The organism is Paenibacillus sp. V4I7 (assembly GCF_030817275.1).
In the GTDB taxonomy this organism is placed as follows: Bacteria; Bacillota; Bacilli; order Paenibacillales; family NBRC-103111; genus Paenibacillus_E.
On the sequence record NZ_JAUSZD010000002.1, the window covers coordinates 6,568,074 to 6,592,340 of the forward strand.

Sequence of the window (24,267 nt, forward strand, 5' to 3'; positions counted from 1 at the left end):
CTCTTAGGTATATCCATTATGCGCCATTTGAGGTGGGAACATCAAACTTCCATTCCAAAAACACCGGAATAGCACAAGCCGCTATTTTCCATTACAATGAGGTTTAGAAATTCGACTCAATTGGAGTGATTCCTAGTGTTTAAGATCTTGCTCATTGAAGATGACGCAACCCTGTTCACGGAGATCAAGATCAGGTTGGCCAAATGGTCATACGATGTACACGGCATAACGGATTTTAGCAGAGTGATTGAAGAGTTTATTGCCCTAAAACCTGATTTAGTTATCATTGATATTCAACTGCCCAAATTTGACGGGTTTCATTGGTGCCGGATGATTCGGACCCATTCCAACATTCCGATTGTATTTCTGTCTTCACGCGATCACCCCACTGACATGGTCATGTCTATGCAGCTGGGAGCGGATGATTTTATTCAGAAACCCTTTCATTTTGATGTGCTCATCGCGAAGATCCAAGCCATTCTCAGGCGTGTCTATAACTACAACACGGAATCCATCAAGCTCAAAACATGGTGCGGCGCAACGGTTGATTACGAGAAAAATGCGGTTACTAATCAAGCAGGCTCGATTGAGTTGACGAAGAATGAAATCTATATTCTCAAGCTTTTGATCGAACATAAGAACACGATCGTTAGTCGGGAAGACATGATTAACAGCTTATGGGATGACCAGCGTTTTGTAAGCGACAATACCTTAACCGTGAATGTCAATCGGCTGCGGAAACGGCTGGACGAGATTGGCTTAGGACGCTTTATCGAAACGAAGGTCGGTCAGGGTTACATCGCAGCAGAGGAGTCCCCTTTCCATGATTAAGAAGTATGTTATGGAAAGGAAAAGCTGGATCCTGCTGTTTCTGTTTGGGCAAGGACTACTCCTTTTTATCGCTTATCTCGATTATGAAATTCCCTTCTTCCCTATTCTCTATATTGTTTTTTTATTTACGACCATGTTTGCCATCTTTCTGACGATCCGTTACAACAGAGAAACGAAATTCTATAAGCAATTGGAAGAACGAGAAAACAATCTCGATCTCTCAAGTATCGCCGATGCTGAAAGCCCGTTTGAGCAAATTGTCGAGACGAGTATGACTAGCCTGACTGAGCGGCTGAGTCAAATTGCCTCACGGCACCAAATAGCATTAGAACAAGAGAAAGACGAGCTGCTGTCCTGGATTCATGAAGTGAAGACACCTCTCACGGCCATGCGTTTAATGATTGACCGCTTGGATGATGAAACCATGAAAGCTGCTTTGACCTATGAATGGCTGCGGATTCATCTACTGCTTGACCAGCAGCTTCACCAAAAACGTCTACCGTCTATGGAGAATGACCTGTATATCGAGCACGTAGATCTTGAAGCTCTTATCTATATGGAGATCAAGACGTTGAAGTCCTGGTGCATACAAAAAGGAATTGGCTTTGACGTACAATTCGAAGTCACGAAAGTGCTCAGCGATGCGAAATGGTTAGCCTTTATCCTAAGGCAGCTCTTAACTAACGCAGTGAAATACAGCGACAGCGACTCTTTGGATATCACAGTAAAGAGCTTCCAGCAGCATGAGCGTACAGTGCTTGAGGTAAAAGACCACGGCCGTGGAATCAACCCAAAGGATCTGCCTCGTATCTTTGATAAAGGCTTTACTTCTACGACTTGGCATCAGGACAGCGCTGCTACAGGTATGGGCTTATATTTGGCCAAAAAAGCGGCGCAGGCCTTGTTCATCCAAATCTCTGTACATTCAGAAGCAGGCGCGGGAACAACCTTCACGCTCACCTTTCCACAACCAAATGAAACCGTCCGGATTACGGGCATGTGACAACATTGTCACATGCCTTTCTTCTTTGTTCGTTCAATCGAAGGAAAAAGGATGCGAAGCTTTTTATAATAAAGCTATCGTAGAAGAGGAGTGAATGATATGAATATTTTGGAAGCAACCAAAATCCATAAAAGCTATGGCAATAAGCTGAATAAACAAGAGGTGCTCAAGGGTCTGGATATCAGCATTGAAAAAGGGGATTTCGTCAGCATCATGGGCGCATCCGGTTCAGGAAAAACAACCCTGCTCAATGTACTTTCTTCGATTGACAGGCTAAGTCAAGGCTCCATTAAAATCGAAGGCCAAGAAATTACGGCCATGAAAGAGAAGCAGTTGGCTGAATTCCGCAAGCATCACCTGGGGTTTATCTTTCAGGACTATAACCTGCTGGATACTTTGACCGTTAAGGAGAATATCCTTCTGCCGCTGTCCATTACCAAAGCCTCGAAGCAAGAAGCCGATCACAAATTTCAAGCGGTAGCAACAGAGCTCGGCATTTTTGAAATTAAGGATAAGTATCCAAATGAAATCTCAGGCGGACAGAAACAGCGGACCTCTGCCGCAAGAGCCTTTGTTCATGAACCAAGTATTATTTTCGCCGACGAGCCCACCGGTGCACTCGATTCCAAATCCGCCTCCGATTTACTTAACAAGCTTAATGAACTGAATCAACGACGGAAAGCAACCATCGTTATGGTTACCCATGATTCAGTCGCCGCCAGCTACAGCAGCAGAGTCATCTTTATTAAGGACGGACAAATCTATACCCAGTTATATAAAGGTCAAGAATCCAGACAGGCCTTCTTTCAAGACATCATGAAGACACAGGGTGTTCTGGGCGGGGTGCACAATGAGCATTAACCAGCTGATTGTTCAAAATCTGAAGTCCAACATCAAGCATTACTACTTGTACGTGTTTGCCTTAATGTTCAGCGTCGCGCTTTATTTCGCATTTGTCACTCTGCAGTATGACCCTGCTTTAGACCAAACCAAAGGTACAATTAAAGGTGCCGCGTCTATTCGAGCTGCTTCCATTTTACTTGTTGCGATTGTCGCTATCTTTAATCTGTATGCCAACAACATCTTTGTGAAAAGGCGCAGTAAAGAAATCGGTTTATTGCAGTTAATCGGTATGACGAAAGGCGCAATTTTCCGCATCCTTAGCGCCGAGAACTTTATCCTTTATTTCGGCTCATTAATCGTCGGGACGTTTATCGGATTTTCCGTGTCCAAGCTCATCCTAATGATTTTATTTCAAATTACAGGTGTTAAGGCTGCCGCTTCGCTGCAATTTTCGTTACAAGCACTGGTCCAGACCCTCGTTATATTTAGCGCTGTCTACTTGTTAATCCTGCTTGTTAATTATATGTTCATTAAAAGACAGAGCATTTTATCGTTGTTTCGCGTCTCTACCTCGACTGAAGTGAAGGTGAAAAGATTGTCTACTTCGGAAGCCATCATGGGGATAGTGGGATTGATCCTTATTTTGTTAGGCTACTACGTTTCCTCTAAGCTGTTTAGCGGCGATTTCATGACGATGTTTGCACTCTTTTCTGCCATGATCTTTATTCTGGCCTCCGTCATCATCGGAACCTATCTGTTCTATAAAGGGTCTATCCGGCTAATCCTTAATATCATCCGAAGCAAGAAAAATGGCTATTTAAATGTTCGCGAGGTTTTATCGCTTTCATCCATCATGTTTCGCATGAAATCGAATGCCTTGCTATTGACTGTCATTACAACCGTATCCGCGCTTTCCATCGGCTTGTTATCTTTAAGCTACATTTCCTATTATTCTACGGAAAAAACAGCCAAAAATAACGTGCCAGCCCACTTTGCCATTACGAAGGTAGAAAATGCCAACAAGTTTAAAGCAGCGTTAGATGCTAAACAAGTCAAGCACAGGGATACAGCGATTGAGGTCATTCAGGTCAAGGCCAATCTCCGGGATATCTTGGCTTCCGATATGGACGGCCTTCTCCTTGATCCTAGTAACATGACGATTCCTATTGTCAGTGACAAGGACGCGCCATTCATCGATCTGACTTCAGAACAAACGATTTTTACCGGTACCAATGATCTATTGGAAAAATTTATGAAATTTAAAAATTCCGGCCAGATCCAATTTAGCGGACAACAAGTCGTTATTCCACAAACTTATTTAGGCTCTAAGAAGCAATACATGGTTTCATGGTACTTTTCGAATGGCGGCCAGCCAGTCGCTATCGTCGACGATTCGGTATTTAAGCGTTTAAAGCAAGATATGAATCCCGCGATTCAAAAAGAATCATCCATGTATTTGGGAATTGATATTGAGAATGAAGCGCAGCTTTCTGAAGCGAACCAGATTTTTCACGATCTGGGCTTTGATCAAAATCGGGCTTATGATTCCCGCCAAAATATGGCGAATGACCAGAAAAATAGAATGGGACTCATTATGTTCATCGTTGGCTTCCTTGGACTAACCTTCCTGATTACATCAGGCTGCATTCTTTATTTCAAACAAATGGATGAAAGCGAAGATGAAAAGCCGTCGTATACGATTTTAAGGAAGCTTGGTTTTACGCAGGACGATTTGTTAAAAGGCATTCAGATCAAACAAATCTTTAATTTCGGAATCCCATTGGTCGTTGGGCTGATCCACAGCTATTTCGCCGTCCAGTCGGGATGGTTTCTTTTCGGTGCAGAGCTATGGACACCAATGATAATTGTAATGGTGCTGTATACCGTCTTATACTCGATATTCGGCATACTCTCCGTTCTGCACTATAAAAAGGTGATCCGAAAAGCTCTTTGATAAGAAGTGACAAGAAAAGGCTGCTCCGAGTCGCAAAGACTTCGTGAGCAGCTTTTTTTATCTTTGTATGCCAGGCAATAAATTCGGAATGCTGGCTCTTCCAAGCGCTACGATATAGTCGTCTAGTTCGGTTGTAACTGAATTTCGTTTATATTTAATGTTATCAAACCTTAGACTAGTACCATACTGAAACTTGTTATCCCCAATGGTTAATTCCATCCCGTACAGAAACCCATAAAATGTTCTTTTATCATTGGCTCGGACAAGCTCAATTCTCTTCAATTTTGATGATATCTCCTCTAGAGACTTTGAATCTGTAATGACGAGCTTTTTACCGTCGCCGAATCTGACATCGATTTGTTTAATGCCATTAAAATCTGTCTTCATTAAAGCTGAAAGTGCAACTGGTGTCTCATCTTCAGGTTCCACCACCTCAATATCAAGCGCTGTATATTGCGGAGGATAGCTTTGCAATACTGCTTGTGTAGTCCACACATGGAGCAAATCTCCTAGTTTTAGATCCTCATACTTATTGGAACCGTTGCTTTTATTCGTTACAATAACGGCATCTTCTTCGAGCTTCACCCAAAATTTATCTATTTCCTTGCATTCCTTATCTAAACAGGCCTCAGGATTAACAAGGAGCATCTTTTGATCCTCCCTATCTATTTCGGATATAACCCCAACCAACTCCTCCTCTTTCGATATAACCAAAGTTGTAATATCAAGTGAGAAACGTGACCCTATGGCCTTATAGATGGCTTCTTTAATCTGGCCTTTCTCCTGTAAGCTCAATTCCTCACGATGATTACCTAGCTTAAGAAGCTGAAGATGAAATGCACCATTGGGGTATTCTCTCTCAGACTTATAAATACTCATTGGCTTAACTGACAATTGTCTATACACATTTTCTAAATGAAATATTCGATCTTGGAAGTTTTCAGGCAGCGGAGCTGCAGGATTCGGGGATGGCAGCTCATAAACTCTTTCCACCTCAGTTGGAGGAACGGCCATGTCACCTTGATGCCCGATACTAGACAAACCAAATGCAAATACAAGCAATAAGAGTATGGACTTCATCGATCAACTACACCTCAAATCTTTAGATTCTTTACTACTTAGACGCATAAAATTTCCAATTGTTTCATAATAAACCTTTTTTATGATGCCAACTCTAGACACAAAAAAACCTTATTACGCATAATCCCTGAGAGATCACGCGAAAGAAGGTTGAACAAGAGCTAATTTATAAGTGCCTCAATTTGTCAGGATTAACTACGAGATAGATAGCATCTATCTGACCATCAACAACATGAAAGGAAATTACATTGTAGGGTAGACCCTCATCGTATGCCACAATGCCCATTTGTCCATTCACAGTCGCTAAAGAATAACTGAAGCCAGGCGGCACTTTGGAAAGCAGCCCTGAAAAAAACATGGCGATACGTTCTGCCCCCATAATAGGCTTAACAGCCGCTTTAACCTTACCTCCACCGTCAGAGTAAAGGACGGCATCCGCTTTGACGATGTTCAACAATTGACCGATGTTGCCAGATACTAAAGCCTGCACGAATTGTTCCACGGCGGCTGAAGTTTGTTCTATTACAGGCTGCTTCTGCAGCACCTTTGGATCATCGCCACGATCTGGAAAGCTGCTGATGGCGCTTTTGGCTCTGCGAAAAATTTGCCGGCAATTGGTGCTGCTTTTCCCAACAATCTCGGCAATTTCGTCATACTCGTATTGGAGTACCTCTCTCAATAAGAATACCGCCCTCTCTACCCAAGACAGCTGCTGCAGCAGCAATAGGTACGCGGTCGAAAGAGACTCTTTTTGCGAATAATAGAGATCAGGTTCTGTCTGATTGTCTTCACGCGTTATAAGTGGCTCTGGCAGCCACGGACCTACATAGACCTCGCGCTTTTTGCTGGCGGAACGCAGCTTATCGATACACCGATTGGTAACGATTTTGCATAAATACGCTTTAGGATTGTGGACATGCGCCGGATTCGTCTCATTCACATATAGAAATGCCTCCTGCACGACATCCTCAGCATCCATGACACTCCCCAGCATTCGATAGGCTAGTGAGAACAAAAGCGGTTTATACGATGTATATACCTGCTCGGAAGATCCGGCTAACTCCATATCGCACAGCTCCTCACTCTATTTAGATGATATGACAATTTTACGCTAAATGGCTTTCTTTTAAAATAGCCTCTGCCGCTCGTTTGGCGCTTGCCGCTGATGCGTCAACAAGCATTTCACCATGACTGACCCAGTCCCCAGCCACATAAAGGCCACGAATACCCTGAACAGCCGGACCTGTTAACCTATCTGATTTACCTATATGCATATAGTCGTGGACAACCGTAATATTGGGTAGGAACTGTCTTGCGACAACTTCTTGTTCCCAGCCTGGATGAAGTGTATTCATGGTAGCAGTTAGTATTTGCTCGTCTGCCTTAGGATCGCTTTCCCCAGGTCCGTTATACTTCACCAAATGCACAACCAATGTACCGTCATCACTTAATTTGGCTTGGAAGGTATGATGGGAGAAAAAGATAGGTTGATCCAGAGCGATCGCAACATCTCGTCCGCGGACGGGCAGCTTCTTCAATCCTAAATCAAGGCATGCCGCTTTCGATGGACGTGCCTCATCCTTCCAACGTTTCAGTACCGTATGATCGGCATCACGAACGAGCTTGTAGGTCTCAGAAGCGGAAGCGGTGCTGATCACGTTTGAAATTTCTAGATATTCCTCATCAGCAAGCTTAAGCTTTTGAACCTTGCCATCCTGATGCACGATCTCTTTCACATCTTTGCCGCTAACGATATGCACCCCCGCTTGAACCGCTTTGTCGTGAAGCTGATCCACGATCGTTTGCCAGCCGCCATGGAGGTATAGGACCCCCTTAAGTGAACGCTGTACTTGTGCCAGTACGGGACCGGCCAGCTGATAGTCTGGATCGTGCGTGTATGTGGCGGTTCTGCACAGCGCATAGAAAATATGACGTACCATCGGATCAGGAATCTCACCTTCAGCCCAATCCCTCAAGGTTGAATTGCTTAATGTGGTTAAATCGATTTTGTTTAACTTCATCACCATTCGCAGGAGAGTCATTTTGCCAGACCATGATAGAAGCTTAGATGATAACATACTCATCGGACTCGCTGGCATTGGCAGAATTTGATTGTTCCAGATGGCATTCACTTTGGATGAAGGCGCACCCCCATCTATGTGAACTCCAAGCTCTTGTAGAATCGAGTACGCTTTCCCAGCGCGGTATAACGCATGCCCGCCTAAGTTAAAGGAAACACCATTTTTCTTATTCGTAATGGCCCTGCCTCCCAAGCGCCCCGATTTCTCCAAAACAACCACTTTATTTCCATCCTTAGCTAATTCGATGGCCGCAATTAATCCAGCTAAGCCTCCACCAATAATCGCTGTGTCGTATTTTTTCATGTTCATCACCCTCCGTTTCGCTTTCATACATAAGGCGAAATAGGGAAGTGTTTTGTGACAGATACGGTTTCAAAATCAAACTTTCTTTGTGGATATCTCGATCTGTGGATATGTTGACACTATGCGTGAAAGTTATACACAACGGGACTTTTTACCCTGTGGAATTGTGGATAATTATGTGGATAAAATAAATAATTTCAGTCAAGCTAAACAGAGGGTAAGCTCTGCTCACCCCCAACCCCCTTATCATATGTCAAAAAAGTGCTGCTTCTTTTCACATTAAACAGATCGACTGCTCTCTAACCTTATGCCCTTGTTCAAGTCCAACGCTTCCTTCCAATAATACCCGGCTAAAGCAATATCGAAGACACCTAAACCCATCGGATTGAAGTAAATCGACTCCTCCGCAGAAATATCTTTCAATCGATTACGCAGCACAATATCTGCTAACGTCATAACATCTGGCTCCTGTAAATCATACTGCAGATGCAGTTGTTCGATGTCCGTATTTTCACGACATACCTCTCGCCAATCATCCACGATAATAGCCTTCACCTTGGCTACGCTTTCCGGCCAAAAATCCCTTAGCGATATATTGAGCAGCAGTGCCCCTTTTGGTGGAGCCTCGTCGATATACCTTTGTGCAGAGACGGTACATGTGGCAATTACGTTAGCTCTTCGATAGCCGGACCGCCAATCGCTTGTGATGTCAGTAATCCCTTGAACGGCAGCAGGAACCGTGCTTGGATCTACACCCTTCAGATCGTACACAGTCACCCGTTTAATCTTTTCTCCGAATAACGCGATACACATATCGAGGTGCAACCGACCAATGGGTCCCCACCCTATCACACTGATGCGCAAATCAGCAGGCTGCCTGGTTGCGATATAATGACTAAGCATGACACCGCTCACCGCCGCTGTCCGCAAGCCATTCAGCAAGCCGCTGTGGATAAATGCCAGAGGCTCACCAGTAGTAGGCTTATTTAGAATAATGGTATTATGCGCTCTAGGAAGGCCGAGGCGGTTATTATTCGGAAAGCTTGCAATCCACTTAATTCCCGACATCTCGATAGTTCCGCCTACGAAAGCAGGCATCGCTATAATCCGGTTGGCCTGCTCACGGAATCGTAAGTACGGCTTTAAGGGGTGTACACAGTCACCACTGTCTTTAATGGCAACGACATCTTGGATGATGTCAGTTAGCTTCGTCCAATCGATTCCGATTTCTCGGATATGGTCATCTTGTAAATAAATCATACGCCAGTCTCCCATACCAGGTACTCGGATTAGAGCCTATCTCTTGCAAAACCCATTCGTCGTTGTACACAGTGTTCAAATAACGCTCGCCTCGATCTGGTAAAATGGCGGCACAAACCGCTCCATCAGGGATGCTTCCGCTCATTTTGCGGATCGCAGAAATAACGCCTCCAGAAGAGGCACCCGCCAAAATCGCTTCACTCCGCACTAAAGCGCGGCAGCCTTCTACGCAATCCATGTCAGAAACGTAAATGACAAGGTCCGCTACATCATGTTTGTATAGACCTGGTATCATTCCGGCGCCGAGCCCCGGGAACCTTCTCGAACCTTTTTCCCCGCCAAAAATGACACTTCCTTCCGCATCCACAGCTACAATCTGTGTGGACCACCTACGACTTCGGATGTATTCCATACACCCTCGAATCGTTCCACATGAACTTACGCCACAAAATAAATAGTCAATCGGTCCCAATTGCTCTCCGATTTCCGACATTGTCGTCTCCATATGTGCCTTGGCATTATCAGGGCTTGCATACTGATTGGTCCAATACGCATTCGGTATTTGTCCAACCAGCTCGCCTACTCTCCGAATCCGTGCGGGCAAAAATTCACCAGTCTCCGCGTCAGGTTCCGTGACAAGATCAATTTCTCCATGAAAGCTGCGGATAATCTGCTTATGCTGCTCGGTTGTGCGGGGATCAACCACACAGATGAATCGCAGTCCAAGATAACAGCATAGCTGCGCAAGACTAATAGCCAAATTACCTGAACTCGATTCCACAATGACGCTGTCGCGGGTCACTTCACCACGCCGTATCGCTTCTCGAAGCATATAAAGTGCTGGCCTATCCTTCGCGCTGCCCCCTGGATTCATCCACTCCATCTTCCCGTAAACTTCGAATGGCTGATCTTTGAACAACCGCTCAAGTCGAATGAGCGGCGTGCCTCCGATCGCTTCAACAATACCCCCTTCAAGCTGCATACGCATTCCCTCCTTCACGTATAAAAGATTTTTTTATTCTTCACGGAGGTGCGGCTTAGCGAATCATCAAAGGTACCTCCGATAACCTGAATTCCCTCTAGTATTCGGGCTCGAATCATCATGCCGATCTCTGGAATGCGGTTTTCCACATCAAAACGAATGCTTTCCAGAACGGCTGTTGTTGCATTCGGACTGTACACAAATACCCGTAATGAATTGCCCGCCACATTCACACGAACACTGGCATTTCCTAAATGATGATAAACGACATCTTCAATGTCGTAGATACTTATCTTCTCTCCGTGCTTCAGATCAGTCCCTATTCGCTTCACTATACTTTGAAAACTTTGTCTAGGTACACCATCCACCATAATAGGACGCAAATCACGAACAACATCGTAAGTAACGTACCGCAACGCAGGAAACGAGTCTCTCACCGTTGACGTCAGAATAAGCACCTGCTCTTGCTCATCCGCCAGAGGCTCCAAACCTTCTCCAAGCGACTCCGCTCTGACCCCCTCGGCCATGAGCCCTTCCGCCAACAGATACCTCCCATGTTCGTGGGAAAAGTAAGCAATTGTTCCGATCTCAATAGAACCATACGTATCTGTTATTTGTTCATCAGCGATGCCGAGCCTTTCAGCTACTCGCTTGATCCATCCTCGTGCTGCAATTTCCCCAACCAAAATAACATGTCGAATCCCATACGCAGAAGGGTCATCAGAGGCCAGCAGAATGCGATCTAGTATGGACGGCATTGTATACAGCACTTCAGGCCTAAAGCTTGCCACTCTTTCAATATGCTGCTCTACAGGAAGTTGGAACGATAATGATTGGGCCTCCATACCCAGTTTGCGGAACACCTCTACAGCCGTCGCCTCCGCATGTCCCGTCCCCATATCCGCCATCGCAGTCCGATACTTGTGTCCTTCAAGAATCGTTCGGAAAATATCCAGCTTAATGCGCAGGTAAGCCTCTTCATCCGATTCTGAGTAAAAAATCGTTTTACGCCTTTTGGAACTCGTGCCAGATGTGCGATAAAGATTCAAATCAGAGCGCTGCAGAAATGGGTTATTATCCGTGTAGTAAAACGTCTCCAGAGTAGCTGCTGACATCAGCGGCAGCGCAGCCAAAGCTCCACGCCATTCCTCATCCGACTGCACAAGATCGTTCCCTTGCAGATACCAAGGAAATTGCCGTTTCATCAACTGCATCGTTTCCATAATGTGCATGGAATGGTTGTTCCTCCTTTCCGCTTTTCCATCATAAAAAAATGATAATCCAAGACACTTCAGACTACATATCCTATGCGTTCTGTCCGCCCTTAGTTCTTTATTCATAACTTGTTGTCACAAAACCCGGTCTGGCATTTTCACCTATATGCCATCCAGTTCATATGTTAAAGAAATTCTATTTTCTCTATAGAGAAGAGGATCGTATCCATGAACAAAACCCGCAAAACCATTGCTAGCAAGCTGATAAAAACTCGAATTGTACTTGGAAATAAGAAATTGCAAAAACACGTGCCCCCCACTCACCCCCTTACTCAAAAACGGTTATCAGCTATGCTGGCGAGGTACGGAATGATATATGTCAAACCCGATGCCGGCTCACTAGGTATAGGCGTGATGCGAGTTGAAAAAAAGGGCGGGATTTACCGCTATCAAAGCGGGGTACGAATATTCACCTTTCCAACGTTTGAGAAGCTGTTCCAATCCCTACAGAGTCGCTGCGGCAGCAAACGTTATCTCATTCAGAAAGGCATTTACGTCTTGAAGCATGAAGGAAACCCTTTCGATTTTCGTGTCATGATTCAGAAAAAGCCTTCCGGTGGGTGGGAATGTACCGGAACAGCTGGGCGTGTCGCTCATCCACGCAAAGCTGTTACCAACGGCAGCCAAGGCGGTACTATCTACAAGACCGCTGATCTCATTGAACCCAAGCACGGAAGCGAAGCCACGACTTTGCTTTTGCAAAAGATGAAGCGGCTAGCAAAGCTAACAGCTGTGCAATTTGGCCGCTCCTATCCTGCCATGAATGAACTCGGAATTGACATCGCCGTCGACCGCAGGTTGAAGCCGTGGATCTTGGAAGTGAACACGCATCCGGACCCATGTCCGTTCACCAAGCTGGAGGATAAAGCGATCATCCGTAAAATCATCACTTATGCCAAAGCCTATGGCAGGCGGTACTGCTTGACTTGCTCCAAGGCGAAGAAGGCACCTAAGCGAAACGAATAATCATGATGATGTATAAAAAAAGGCCCAGTTCTTGCTTTTTAGCAAGAACTGGGCCTTTCAATTTACTTTTATGATCCCGCGCCGCGGTACCGTTTCACGCCAATATTCCAAACCGTAATTCCCAAGATGCTGAAACCAATACCAACAACCGGTGTCAGCAAGGCGAACCACTTCCAATTCTCTGGATCGATGAAATAAGCAGCCGGATAGAAGCCAACGAATGCAAAAGGCAGAATCCACGTCAAGATCGTTCGGAGCAATTTATTATAAATCGTTGCTGGATATCGTCCATAATTTTGGATGTTCCAAATCAACGGCAGAATACCTGTCGGCGCATCGGAGAAAAAGGCCAGCGACGTCAGCGAGATGTATACTCCTGCATAAATGAGAATCGATCCAATCACCAGGACGATAAAGACCAGCGGATCATGCCAATGAAACGGAATGCCAAGCTTAACCCAGGAGTAGATCATGACGATCATACCCGCCAACGCGCTGAATAGCGAAGATGGACTCAGATTTTCGAGCATCAATTGCCACAGATTGTAGGCGGGACGCGTCAGGATGCGGTCCATCTCCCCTTTGACAATATAACGTTCACTAAAGCCCCATAAGTTAAAAAAGGTGATGAATATGCCATAAGGAATCATAAAATAACCGTAAATGAACAAAATCTCTTCTTGATTCCAGCCGCCAAGCGATTGCGTTTGCAAAAATACGACGAGAATGAAGAATAGATTCAAGCCATTGAACATCAAGTCGGAAAGAACCTCAATCCAGAAATCGGATCGGTAGGTGAGACGTGTTTTCATGTAATTCTTCAAGTATTCCACAACTAGGGAGATATAGAACTTCATCTGCTAACCCCCCTGTACGAAAAGACGCGTTTTGGATTTAATCCACAGGACATAGATCGGAATAATTAAAAGCAGGAACCACAACACTTGGACACCAAGGTTTTGGAATATCGCGATACCTGTAATTTTGCCTGTGAAGACAGCGCTCGGTAAGTAAGTAATCGCTTGAAAAGGCAGCCACTCTAAGACCGATTTAGACCATCCTGGGAAAAAGGAGATAGGAATAATTAAACCGGAGAACAGGTCAACCGCAACGCGTTTCATACGCATAAGTCCTTCGTTATTTTCCAAGAAAAAAGCGAATAAGCCCGTAATGATATTAATCTGGGTATTAATCAGAAAGCTGAAAAATAGCATCACGAAGTAGATAACCCACAAGCTTGGATCGGTTGGGAACTCAATCGGCAAGAGAAGCCATATGAAGATCATTCCAGGTGTTGTGAAGAGAAGCAGACGGAATACGCCTTCACCCAGTCCCTGCATCATTTTTACAAAAACGTAGTTATAAGGACGAATGAATTGGATGGCCACACTGCCATCACGAATTTCACTGGCAATTTCACGATCTAAGTTATTGAAGTAAAAAGCGCGCCCCATCCAGGAAATCGCCACATAAGTCGTCATCTGACCTAGCGTCAGGCCACCAATCATAGCTTGCTCACCATAAATCGCTTTATATACAAAATAATAGGAACCAATATTGAGTGCATAGATCAAAATGCCGCTGTAGTAATTAACACGGTAAGCAAGCATCATCAGGAAGCGCATGCGAATAACTTCTAAATAAGCATTAAACATGGGACGCGACTCCCTCTGGCTGCTTCACATCCTCTGGGCGTTTCACATCGGCTGATCCGGCTTTATAAATTTCACGGACGATATCATCTGTGTTGGTTTCATTGATTTTGATATCTTGAATTTGCAAAACACCAACGACACGGCTAAGCACCTCAGAAACATTGGCACGTTCGTGCGGTATGAACACTTTGGCGGACAGCTCATTTTCAAGCTGCCAAGCAACATCTAGACCTCGCGTAAGCTCTTGAAGACGAGCTAAAGTCGTTTGATGCTCAAATTGCAGCACGACTTCCTTGCCTTTGCCCCATTTCACCTTCAGTTCTTCGAGTCCGCCATCATAAATAATTCGGCCATCATCGAGCATGATAACACGGGAACACAATGCTTCAATATCCTGCAGGTCATGCGTTGTAAGCAAGATCGTCGTTTCGTAGCGCTGATTAAGCGATTTGAGAAATTCGCGAATTTCTGTTTTCACTACGATATCTAGACCAATGGTCGGTTCATCGAGGAACAGAATCGCTGGATTATGAATAAGGGAAGCGGCTAACTCACAGCGCATCCGCTGACCTAGACTTAGCTTACGAACGGGACGTGATAGCAAATCAGATAGTTGGAGACGATCGACGAGCTCGTCTAGACGCTTTTTGTAATCGGCTTCTGATACGCGATACACCTTTTTCAATAGTTGAAACGATTCTACGACACCAATATCCCACCAGAGCTGACTGCGTTGACCGAAAACAACACCGATTCCGGCTACGAATTTCTCACGCTCTTTAAATGGAACGAAACCATTGACCTTGATATGTCCTGATGTGGGAACTAGAATCCCCGTCAGCATTTTGATGGTAGTAGACTTGCCAGCTCCATTTTCACCTATATATCCACAAATTTCGCCCTTAGGAATTTGAAAGCTAATATCTTTCACAGCTGTAATTTGCTTATATTCTCTCTGAAATAAATCTTGAAATGCGCCCTTTAAACCCCCGCGGCTCTGCTGAACTTGAAATTCCTTGCGCAGATCTTGAACATCAATCGCTAACATGAACTTACCCCCTGTCTGTGTAGACTCGGCTACATTTTATGGCAAAAATCGCCGTAACTTGCTATCGAAGTTTCATAACCTCTATAATATGGATCATAAAGATGAATTGTACAACACACTCATGATACATGAATTCTGTAAGAAAAAAAAGTACAGATTACCTCTACCTACGAAAGGAGCGCAGAACCTTGAGAGTCATAAAACGAACCTTGCTCCTGATCGGCTTGCTGCTTATGGTAGTAGCTGGTTATTATTCTTATTCTTTCTATAATTTCGCGAACAATATCTCCCATAATTCGAACAATCCACAAGGCAGTGGTAACATGATTGCCCAGAATATTAAAGATAAAGGGGATAAATTCACCCCACCTAAATGGGAAGGCAAACAGCGAGTCAACATTTTGCTTCTAGGCGGAGATTCGCGCGGGATGACGAAAAATGAGCTGCCCCGCTCAGACAGTATAATGCTAGCTTCGATTGATCCCGTAACCAAGAAAGCTCACCTATTCTCTATCCTTAGAGATACATATGTGAAGATCCCAGGTGAAGGCGAAGATCGTATCAACACAGCCATTACATCAGGCGGTCCGAATTTAGCGATGAAAACGGTCAGCGATTTGCTCGGTATCCCTATTCAGTACTATGTTTATACCGACTTTAAAGGATTCATGGCACTTATTGACGCCGTTGGCGGGATTGATATTGACGTCGAGAAAGATATGAAATATTCGGACTCGGAAGATGATCATGTCTATGATATTAATTTGAAAAAAGGGCTTCAGCATCTCGATGGCAAAACAGCTTTGCAGTATGTACGCTTTCGACACGATGCTTTGTCCGACTTCTCGCGTACAGAACGTCAGAGGAAGTTCTTAACTGCGGTCGCACAAAAAATGCAAACAACCTCTTCCCTAATTAAGCTGCCAAGAATTCTAAATGCCATTGATCCTTATATCGATACGAACCTCAGTGTGACGGATATGCTGAAGCTTGGAGGTCTTGGTTTTGAGGCGAAAGCGGACGGAATCGTCAGCTCCCAATTGCCGCCAACCGAGCTGCTGATTGAAAAAAATGTCCGCGGCGCAGCTGTCATTACGGCGAACAAAGAGAAACTGCAGCTTTATGTGAAGAACCTCTTTGCAGGGAATGCTGAGGCTGACTCTGGCCCTACGAAGCCATCGCCTTCGCCTACACCGAAGTCTGCGGTGAAGACGACGAAGTGAATCAATTGAGATTATATGCCTCTACTTGACTAAAGGGCTTAGGGCCCTTCGAGTAGGGGCTTTTTGTAAGACGATAAACGACTACATAGCGTAAAGGAATGATTCTTCTCATGGAACGCAAACTATCCGAACAGTTATATCAAGAAGCACTAAAACATATCGTTGGCGGCGTTAACAGCCCTTCCCGCTCATTCAAAGCCGTCGGCGGCGGCGCGCCTGTCTTCATGAAGCGTGGCCAAGGCGCATACTTCTGGGATGTGGACGGGAATCGCTTCATTGACTACCTCGCCGCCTATGGCCCTATCATTACCGGTCACGCGCATCCGCACGTGACCGAGGCGATTTGCCGCGCCGCACAGAACGGCACGCTGTACGGCACACCGACCGAACTCGAGATCGAGTTCGCCAAGATGCTGAAGTCGGCGATTCCCTCGCTCGACAAAGTGCGCTTCGTCAACTCCGGCACAGAGGCCGTGATGACGACAATTCGCGTGGCGCGCGCCTTCACGAAGCGCACCAAGATCATTAAGTTCGCCGGGTGCTACCATGGCCACTCGGATCTAGTGCTGGTAGCGGCCGGCTCCGGGCCGTCCACACTTGGCACGCCGGACAGCGCGGGCGTGCCCGCGAGCATCGCGCAAGAGGTCATTACGGTGCCGTTCAACGACATTCCGGCACTCGAGGCCGCGCTTGCGCGTTGGGGTGAAGAGATCGCCGCGGTGATGGTGGAGCCCATCGTCGGCAACTTCGGCATGGTCATGCCCCATGCCGGCTACCTCGAGCAGCTCTGCGCTGCTGCTCGCAGACACGGTGCCCTCGTCATCTACGACGAGGTCATCACGGCTTTCCGCTTCCATTATGGAGCGGCACAGACCTACCCCGGCCTCCCACTTGTGGAGGGCGGTACTTCCGAGGCGGCGGCGCGCTTCGCCGCCGTGGAGCCGGACCTTACGGCCCTCGGCAAAGTGATCGGCGGCGGGCTGCCGATCGGTGCCTACGGGGGTCGCAAGGCCGTGATGGAGCAGGTCGCTCCGCTCGGACCTGCTTATCAAGCAGGCACGATGGCGGGGAACCCCGCCTCCATCTCGGCCGGCATCGCCTGCTTGGAGGTGCTCCAGCAGGCTGGAGTCTATGCCAAGCTCGAGCAGCTTGGCACAACACTTGCGGGCGGCATCGCAGAATCCGCCGCAAGGCATGGTATCGCCTTGACGCTTAATCGCATCGGCGGCGCCTTCTCCACCCACTTCTGTGACCATCCCATCACGAATTTTGACGAAGCACAGGATACCGACGGCGAACGCTTCGCTGATTTCTTCAGACTTATGCTGGAGCAAGGTATTAACCTCGCTCCATCGAAATATGAGGCGTGGTTCATGACCATCGCCCATACGGATGACGACATTGCGCAGACGCTCGATGCTGTTGATCAAGCTTTCAAAACTATGAAAACTCGCTAGAATAACTTCTCATGTTTATCTGTTACGCGTTAGGTGTTATTGGTCAGATGTTACAGATTAGATGATATGAGTTAGGTGTTAGGTGTTAGGTGTTAGGTATTAGGTATTAGGGGTTATTGGTTATGGGTTATGAGTTATGAGTTATGAGTTATGAGTTATGAGTTAGGGTTTTGGGTTTTGGGTTATAGTTATGGGTTATGGGTTAAGTGTCATTGGTTAAGTGTCATTGGTTAAGTATTACTGGTTTGAGGTTTCAAGTTATTTTAATTACTATGTGTTAAGTGTTATTGGTTAGATGCCACGGGTTAGATGTTACCAACTAGCTGTTCTAGTTGGATGTTACGGGTTACGCAAATTAGGACAAAACTATCGAATTGTATGAACCCACCCAAGCTTCCATTGGACAAAATATAATGAAATCGACTTAAACACCCTAAAATTCACACTTCCATTGGAAAATATCCAATCAAATCTGTGATTCCCTACTTTTTAAGGCAATTCCATTGGATTTTATCCAATAGAACCACTTTATCCCCATGACCAATAGCTGCTCTAGCTCTCCAACCAAGGTCTCGGTCTCAGTCTGGGCTGGTTCTGGTTCTGGTTCTTGCTCTTCCTCTAGCTCTAGCTCTTGCTCTTGCTCTTGCTCTTGCTCTTGCTCTAGCTTTTGCCCTTGCCCTGGCTCTAGCTCTAGCTCTAGCTCTAACGGTCATCATATTTCACAATCTCAACAACTTTCATAAGCTTAAACAACTCCAACTTCTACCACTACATGTCCCAGAAACGAACTATGATCCTATATGGATTGTAGTTCGTTCGTATTTTAAGAGTACCCCAAGCCATGAGAAATATGGTTTTATTCACCAGTATGCAAAAAAGGTAACGCTTACATTTGCGATTTCGATCTGCAACTATTGTCGGATGAACTTTTTCATGCTATTCTAAGATTACTTTTACCCTTTTCGCGAAATGTCTTGTTTTCACAGTATTTTCCTAGAAATTTAGGGCATGATTTACAAATTCTTTGCCGATTTTTGTGTGTAATGCCTTACTTTAAGACGGGTCGATTAGAGCCTCATTTCGAGGGGATTATTTCCTTGAAATTGGTATGCTATTCAATAATATTGCATTTTTATTCACATTCTTGCATATTTCGGTTTTGACCCCTTTGTGGGTATTTCCTTGAAAATGCTAGGGTTGCGGGCTCATTAATGCCAGAATGCAAGAAGCGTAGTGCAAGAGGAGTTTAAATATGTATGGGAGGTGACGGTCAGGCGACTGACCTGAGCAATGAATGAATTGATGCGTAATGAAGGCCGTTTTCAAGATCTACTAGGAGTCGAACACGACAGCTGCGGTATTATTTGTATTATTGAAAAGAATGGTCACCCTTCCCGTGATAACATCCAAAAAACGATTGAAGCCCTTGTAAAAATGGAGCATCGTTCGGGTTTTATCAACGGTGAAGGCGATGGTTGCGGGATTTTAACGGATATTCCACGTGCTCTTTGGGAAAAGAAATTAACAGATGCGGGTCTTGACGGCAAACTTGCCTACGACAACCGTTTTTCTGTTGGACATATCTTTGTTCCGCGCAAGCTTGACCTGACCGTTACCGAAATCCAGAATGGCATTCGCGAGCTCTTTGCTTCCCATGATGTATCCATCATTCTCGAGCAAGAGAATCAAGTCGATAGCAGCGTTTTAGGCCCTAACGGCTTGAACGATGAGCCTACTTTCTGGCAAATCGCCGCGATTGCGAACAAAACGGAAGGCCAAGTTGCCGATCACCTTTTTGAACTGCACATCGCGATTGAAGATCGTTACAACGTTCACGTTGCTACACTAAGCAATGTTACATCGGCTTACAAAGTATTAGGAGCTGCAAGCATCCTTCCTAAATACTTTAACGATACACGTGATTCTTTGTTCGCTTCCCAGGTTACTATTGGTCATAACCGTTATTCGACGAACACATTATCCAGCTTCTTCCGCGTTCAACCGTTCTCCCTACTCGGGCACAATGGTGAAATTAACACGGTTAAGAAACTTCGTATTGAGGCAGACATGGTTGGTGTACCGCTGGTTAGCGGCGGTTCTGACTCCCAAGATATGAACAGAACGATTGAAACGTTCATTCACCGTTTTGGATTGTCCCTTTTCGAAGCGATGGAAATGGTGTTCCCTCCTATTATTAATGAAATGAAACAGTTCCGTCCGGAGCTTCAAGATTTATATGTGTACTACCGTCAAGTATGGGGTCATTTTGCTCAAGGTCCTGCTGGTATCGTTTCTCGTTATGGCAACGAATGTATTTTCAGTGTGGATGCGCTTGGTCTTCGTCCGGTATGGATGGTTGAGAGCGATACTTCCTTATACTTCTCCTCGGAGCAAGGTGTTATTACAGTTGGCGAAATGGTCGCAGATCCGAAACCAATTGCACCAGGTGAAAAAGTAGGCGTTGTGCTTACACCAGGTGAACACGTTCAAGTTATTCCTTACCATGAAGTGCAAACATTAGTGTACGAACGCGCTAGCAAACGTCTGAATATTGGCGGACTTCGCAAATATCTAAATCCAGTCAAAACAGATGCTCAAGCTGAGCTAAATGAGAACATTGTAGCGACAGATCAATTGTACAGTGCATTTGGTTGGGATCGTGACGGTATTCAACACATCGAAACGATGTCTGAAACAGGTGCTGAACCTATCCGCTCCCTGGGTCACGATTCACCTCATGCTGCCCTTGCTTGGGAACGCCAGAACGTGCCTGACTTTATTAAAGAAAGCGTAGCTGTTGTTACGAATCCTGCGATTGACCGTGACCGTGAGATGGAGCATTTCTCCACACGTATCATTGCTGGTACTCGTACTCCTGTTTATGCTCAAGTAGATAGCAACCTGCGTTTTGAGCTTCTGTCTCCACTTGTACTCGAAGGTACGAATGGCGTAGATAGCGAAGAGCACCTGTCACAACCTTCTTATGAGCAATTGTTGGCCCTGTTCCGTGCACAAGGAGATCATGCTGTAGCCGTGCTTTCCAGTACTTTCGCTCGCGGAACTTCTCTGAGTGACGGCTTGGACGCTCTGGCTGCTGCTGCTATCGCCGCTGCCCGCAATGGCGCTGCACTGATCGTACTTGACGATGCAGAAGCTCATCAAAATGACCGTTTGTGGCTTGAGCCGCATCTTGCCGTTTCCAAAATCGATATCGCACTTCGTGCGGAAAAACTCGGTTTCGGCGACAACTTGCGCCGCCATGTTACTTTGATCCTGCGTTCCGCTGCAATTCGCAGCTTGCATGATATCGCTGTAGCTTGCGGTCTTGGCGCAGACGTTATCTCACCATACCTGTTGTTCTCAACGGCTTCTGATAAAGAAGGCCATGCTGCAGCTGCACGTAAAGTGTATGCAGCACTGACGAAAGGTTTGGAGAAAGTTATTTCCACGATCGGTACTCATGAGCTTCGCGGTTACACACGCTTCTTCTCCTCCATCGGCTTCCATCCGGAAGTTGCTGAAGTATTAGATATCGTGAACTACCTCGGTAGCGAAAAAGCGGGAACTGGCTTTGCCCAGCTCGAAGCTGATGCCGAATTACGTTATACCGATTTTACAAATCCAAAAGCAAAAGCAGCGAAAAACTTCCGTTTCTTCCAACGTATGTGGAAAGCATTAGGCGACGCCGCTTCAGGCGCTGCTCCTTATAGCGACTACCGCGACAAGCTGCGTGAAGAAGAGAAGAAGAACCCGATTTCCATTCGTCACATTGCTGGATTCAACATTGACAAAGCACTGAGCGAAGGCCGCAAGGCACTCGATCCGTCACAAGTTGATATCTCCATTGGCGGCCATTCCTTGCCGATGCTGATTTCTTCGATGTCATTCGGTTCACAAAATGAAACAGCTTTCCGTGCCTACGCTGAAGCCGGCGAACGCCTGAACATGGTTACCATGAACGGCGAGGGCGGAGAGATTAAAGATATGCTCGGCCGTTACAAAAAAACGCGCGGTGCGCAAGTCGCATCCGGACGTTTCGGCGTTAACGTAGAATTAGCTAACGCAGTCGCTTTCCTTGAGATCAAAATCGGTCAAGGGGCTAAACCGGGCGAAGGCGGTCACTTGCCAGGATCCAAAGTAACAGCGAAAATCGCTGCTGCTCGTAACGCAACGATTGGTTCTGACCTGATCTCTCCTTCTAATAACCATGATATCTACTCGATCGAGGATTTGGCGCAAATCATTTCCGAGCTTAAAGAAGGTAGCGGTCGTAAAGCGAAAATTATCGTTAAAATCCCGGTTGTACCAGGTATCGGTACGATTGCGGTTGGTGTAGCGAAAGCAGGCGCTGACGTTATCACACTTTCCGGTTTTGACGGCGGTACAGGTGCGGCTCGTATTCACTCCTTGACACACGTTGGTCTTCCAACAGAGATCGGTACGAAGCTTGCTCACGTTGCTTTGATTGAAGCTGGTCTTCGTCACCGCGTTGAGCTGTGGTCCGATGGCGGTCTGAAATCAGGCTCTGACGTTGTTAAAATGGTTATGCTCGGTGCGAACCGTGCAGGATTCGGTAGTATCGCGATGCAATCGATCGGCTGTACAACTTGCCGCGGCTGTCATTTAGATACTTGTCACGTTGGTATTGCTACACAAATCGATTCCATGGAAGAAGCGGAAGAAAAAGGTCTTCGCCGTTTCGTACCTCGTCAATTCGATGTAGCTGTAGACAGCTTGGTTCGTTTGTTTGGCGGTATTGGTGAAGAAGTACGTGAAGTCGTTGCTTCCCTTGGTTTCAAAAGCTTACAAGAACTCGTTGGCCGTTCCGATCTATTGGAACAAATCAGCCACGTAGATCGTATTGATTTGTCCGACATCCTTCGTCCGGCTCCACTTCAGTTCATCTCCGATGCTGAAAGAGCAATGGAAGAAGCGGCTGTATCATCCGATATCCGTATCGCTGCAGGTGCAGAAGGTCTAGAATTCTTCCCAGAATCTTTGGCTCTTGATGCTCCAATCGTACGCAACTGGTCCAAAGTGGATGCCGAGTCCCGTATTCTCGGAGCTCGTTACTCCAGCCATCGCGTAAGAGATCGTTTCGACGGCAGCTACGATGAATTGCCAACAGTCGAGCTGAACTTGATTGACGGTTCCGTACCAGGAAACGGTCTAGCTGCATTCAATGCTCGTGGCGTAGACATTACTGTTCACGGCGGCGCTGAGGATGGTCTTGGTAAAATGGCCTTCGGTGGTAAAGTTGCGATTGTTAAATCACTTGGCAAAAACAACACCTTCATCAACGGCAGCGTTGGTAAATCGTTCGGTTACGGCGCTCAAAAAGGTTTGTTCTTGATTCAAGGCAGTGCAGATACACGCGCTTGTATCCGTTTCTCTGGTGCAGACGTTGTATTCGGTGGAGAGATTACAACTCCACTTCGTGATGAGCTTGGCGGACTTGCCGCTCGTGCGAACCTCAAAGGCTTCGCGTTCGAGTACATGACAAACGGCCGTGCCGTTGTTATGGGCGATCCAGGTCCATGGATTTGCGCAGGTATGACAGGCGGCGTGATCTACCAACGTCTCGTGCCAGAAATGGGTCTAGATCAAGCAGCAATCGAACGTCGTATTGCCAAAGGAGCGAAAGTTAAACTTGAAACCATTGGCGTACAAAGCAAAAAAGATCTTTCTGAATTGCTCACAGCTTACCACGCTGAGCTTGCTAAATCCGGTCAATCCGATGCAGCAGCAAAAATCGAAGGTTTGCTAAGCAATCTTGAAGCTAACTTCATCCGTATCTCACCGGTTAACATGCAAGCTGACCAATCTGTTGCTACGGAGTAGAACATTGAGAAAACCTCTATCGAGGCCATTCAATGATGAGCGACCGCGTTTAGATGTAGGTTTTATCGCCAATAAGAAAGCGGTTTTCGGGTACCGAAAACTTATACTTTCTTATGTGGTCAAAAAGCTTCACAAGACCTTCACTGGTCTTGTGGAGCTTTTTTTCATGGAAAGAGTTTGCATCGGGTGCATAAAATACGTTCAACCATCGCATTTTATTAGTGAAGCACCCATCCGCATACCATAGGAGGTTTTTAGCTATGAGCCACTCGAAACGCCGCGATGAAGCAGCATGGAAAAGCCGCAAACAAGCTCAGCATCCACATGGTAAGGTGAAGGCTCTGGAGGAATTCGCCAGTGAGTACGACGCGGAACATAAGAAGTAAGTAACTCCCCTCCCCCGTCGAAAGAGGGACCAACACAAAGAGCTCGGTAATCTCGTTTCTAGTGAAACGCGGTTATCGGG

The 24,267-nt window shown here is 46.0% G+C and carries 18 protein-coding genes; 9 read left to right on the forward strand and 9 right to left on the reverse strand.

Annotated features, from left to right (window positions below; genetic code table 11):
• The first annotated feature begins 135 nt into the window (after nt 1–135).
• The 4 genes from QFZ80_RS30745 to QFZ80_RS30760 all read left to right on the forward strand — a co-directional run bounded on the left by QFZ80_RS30745 (nt 136) and on the right by QFZ80_RS30760 (nt 4,631).
• Nucleotides 136–831 (forward strand): response regulator transcription factor, encoded by a 696-nt coding sequence (locus tag QFZ80_RS30745; protein ID WP_307562506.1) that lies wholly within the window; start codon nt 136–138, stop codon nt 829–831.
• The gene (locus QFZ80_RS30750; RefSeq protein ID WP_307562508.1) at nt 824–1,834 is read left to right on the forward strand and encodes a sensor histidine kinase; all 1,011 of its coding nucleotides are present in this window, start codon (nt 824–826) and stop codon (nt 1,832–1,834) included. The genes QFZ80_RS30745 and QFZ80_RS30750 overlap by 8 nt, the downstream gene beginning before the upstream one ends.
• 99 nt (nt 1,835–1,933) lie before the next feature.
• Nucleotides 1,934–2,695 (forward strand): ABC transporter ATP-binding protein, encoded by a 762-nt coding sequence (locus QFZ80_RS30755; protein ID WP_171641302.1) that lies wholly within the window; start codon nt 1,934–1,936, stop codon nt 2,693–2,695.
• Nucleotides 2,685–4,631, forward strand: coding sequence for an FtsX-like permease family protein (locus QFZ80_RS30760; protein ID WP_307562510.1), 1,947 nt, complete (start codon nt 2,685–2,687; stop codon nt 4,629–4,631). The genes QFZ80_RS30755 and QFZ80_RS30760 overlap by 11 nt, the downstream gene beginning before the upstream one ends.
• A 57-nt stretch (nt 4,632–4,688) precedes the next feature.
• Here QFZ80_RS30760 and QFZ80_RS30765 read toward each other — a convergent pair whose 3' ends face one another.
• The 6 genes from QFZ80_RS30765 to QFZ80_RS30790 all read right to left on the reverse strand — a co-directional run bounded on the left by QFZ80_RS30765 (nt 4,689) and on the right by QFZ80_RS30790 (nt 11,569).
• Nucleotides 4,689–5,711 carry a DUF3221 domain-containing protein gene (locus QFZ80_RS30765; RefSeq protein WP_307551862.1) on the reverse strand — a complete coding sequence of 341 codons (1,023 nt, stop codon included), beginning with the start codon at nt 5,709–5,711 and terminating at the stop codon, nt 4,689–4,691.
• A 166-nt stretch (nt 5,712–5,877) separates the two neighbouring features.
• Nucleotides 5,878–6,777, reverse strand: coding sequence for an RNA polymerase sigma-70 factor (locus QFZ80_RS30770; RefSeq protein ID WP_307551860.1), 900 nt, complete (start codon nt 6,775–6,777; stop codon nt 5,878–5,880).
• A gap of 40 nt (nt 6,778–6,817) precedes the next feature.
• Nucleotides 6,818–8,095 (reverse strand): phytoene desaturase family protein, encoded by a 1,278-nt coding sequence (locus QFZ80_RS30775; protein WP_307551858.1) that lies wholly within the window; start codon nt 8,093–8,095, stop codon nt 6,818–6,820.
• Nucleotides 8,096–8,374: 279 nt separating this feature from the next.
• Nucleotides 8,375–9,355: a 2,3-diaminopropionate biosynthesis protein SbnB gene (locus QFZ80_RS30780; protein ID WP_307562512.1), complete on the reverse strand. Its 981-nt coding sequence runs from the start codon at nt 9,353–9,355 to the stop codon at nt 8,375–8,377.
• Nucleotides 9,336–10,337, reverse strand: coding sequence for a 2,3-diaminopropionate biosynthesis protein SbnA (sbnA, locus tag QFZ80_RS30785; RefSeq protein WP_307562513.1), 1,002 nt, complete (start codon nt 10,335–10,337; stop codon nt 9,336–9,338). Before sbnA ends, QFZ80_RS30780 begins: the two co-directional genes overlap by 20 nt.
• Before the next feature lie 14 nt (nt 10,338–10,351).
• Complete coding sequence (locus QFZ80_RS30790) at nt 10,352–11,569, reverse strand: phenylacetate--CoA ligase family protein (RefSeq protein ID WP_307562515.1); 1,218 nt, start codon at nt 11,567–11,569, stop codon at nt 10,352–10,354.
• 210 nt (nt 11,570–11,779) lie between these two features.
• On the opposite strand from QFZ80_RS30790, the gene QFZ80_RS30795 reads away from it, so the two are divergent.
• The gene (locus tag QFZ80_RS30795) at nt 11,780–12,577 is read left to right on the forward strand and encodes a YheC/YheD family protein (RefSeq protein WP_307562517.1); all 798 of its coding nucleotides are present in this window, start codon (nt 11,780–11,782) and stop codon (nt 12,575–12,577) included.
• A 68-nt stretch (nt 12,578–12,645) separates the two neighbouring features.
• Here the strand turns inward: QFZ80_RS30795 and QFZ80_RS30800 are convergent, their stop codons facing one another.
• The 3 genes from QFZ80_RS30800 to QFZ80_RS30810 are packed head-to-tail and all read right to left on the reverse strand — an operon-like array spanning nt 12,646 to nt 15,280.
• Nucleotides 12,646–13,434 (reverse strand): ABC transporter permease, encoded by a 789-nt coding sequence (locus QFZ80_RS30800; RefSeq protein WP_307551847.1) that lies wholly within the window; start codon nt 13,432–13,434, stop codon nt 12,646–12,648.
• Nucleotides 13,435–13,437: 3 nt separating this feature from the next.
• Nucleotides 13,438–14,232 carry an ABC transporter permease gene (locus QFZ80_RS30805; RefSeq protein ID WP_307551845.1) on the reverse strand — a complete coding sequence of 265 codons (795 nt, stop codon included), beginning with the start codon at nt 14,230–14,232 and terminating at the stop codon, nt 13,438–13,440.
• Nucleotides 14,225–15,280, reverse strand: a complete 1,056-nt coding sequence (locus QFZ80_RS30810; RefSeq protein ID WP_307551842.1) for an ABC transporter ATP-binding protein — start codon at nt 15,278–15,280, stop codon at nt 14,225–14,227. Before QFZ80_RS30810 ends, QFZ80_RS30805 begins: the two co-directional genes overlap by 8 nt.
• A gap of 233 nt (nt 15,281–15,513) precedes the next feature.
• Here QFZ80_RS30810 and QFZ80_RS30815 point away from each other — a divergent pair, with 233 nt between their 5' ends.
• From QFZ80_RS30815 to QFZ80_RS30830, 4 genes are all read left to right on the forward strand, one after another.
• Complete coding sequence (locus QFZ80_RS30815; protein WP_307564282.1) at nt 15,514–16,503, forward strand: LCP family protein; 990 nt, start codon at nt 15,514–15,516, stop codon at nt 16,501–16,503.
• A 110-nt stretch (nt 16,504–16,613) separates the two neighbouring features.
• Nucleotides 16,614–17,960, forward strand: coding sequence for a glutamate-1-semialdehyde 2,1-aminomutase (locus QFZ80_RS30820; RefSeq protein WP_307562519.1), 1,347 nt, complete (start codon nt 16,614–16,616; stop codon nt 17,958–17,960).
• 1,290 nt (nt 17,961–19,250) lie between these two features.
• Nucleotides 19,251–23,801: a glutamate synthase-related protein gene (locus tag QFZ80_RS30825; protein WP_307562521.1), complete on the forward strand. Its 4,551-nt coding sequence runs from the start codon at nt 19,251–19,253 to the stop codon at nt 23,799–23,801.
• 260 nt (nt 23,802–24,061) lie between these two features.
• Nucleotides 24,062–24,187 carry a DUF6254 family protein gene (locus tag QFZ80_RS30830; protein WP_307435385.1) on the forward strand — a complete coding sequence of 42 codons (126 nt, stop codon included), beginning with the start codon at nt 24,062–24,064 and terminating at the stop codon, nt 24,185–24,187.
• Nucleotides 24,188–24,267: the final 80 nt, after the last annotated feature.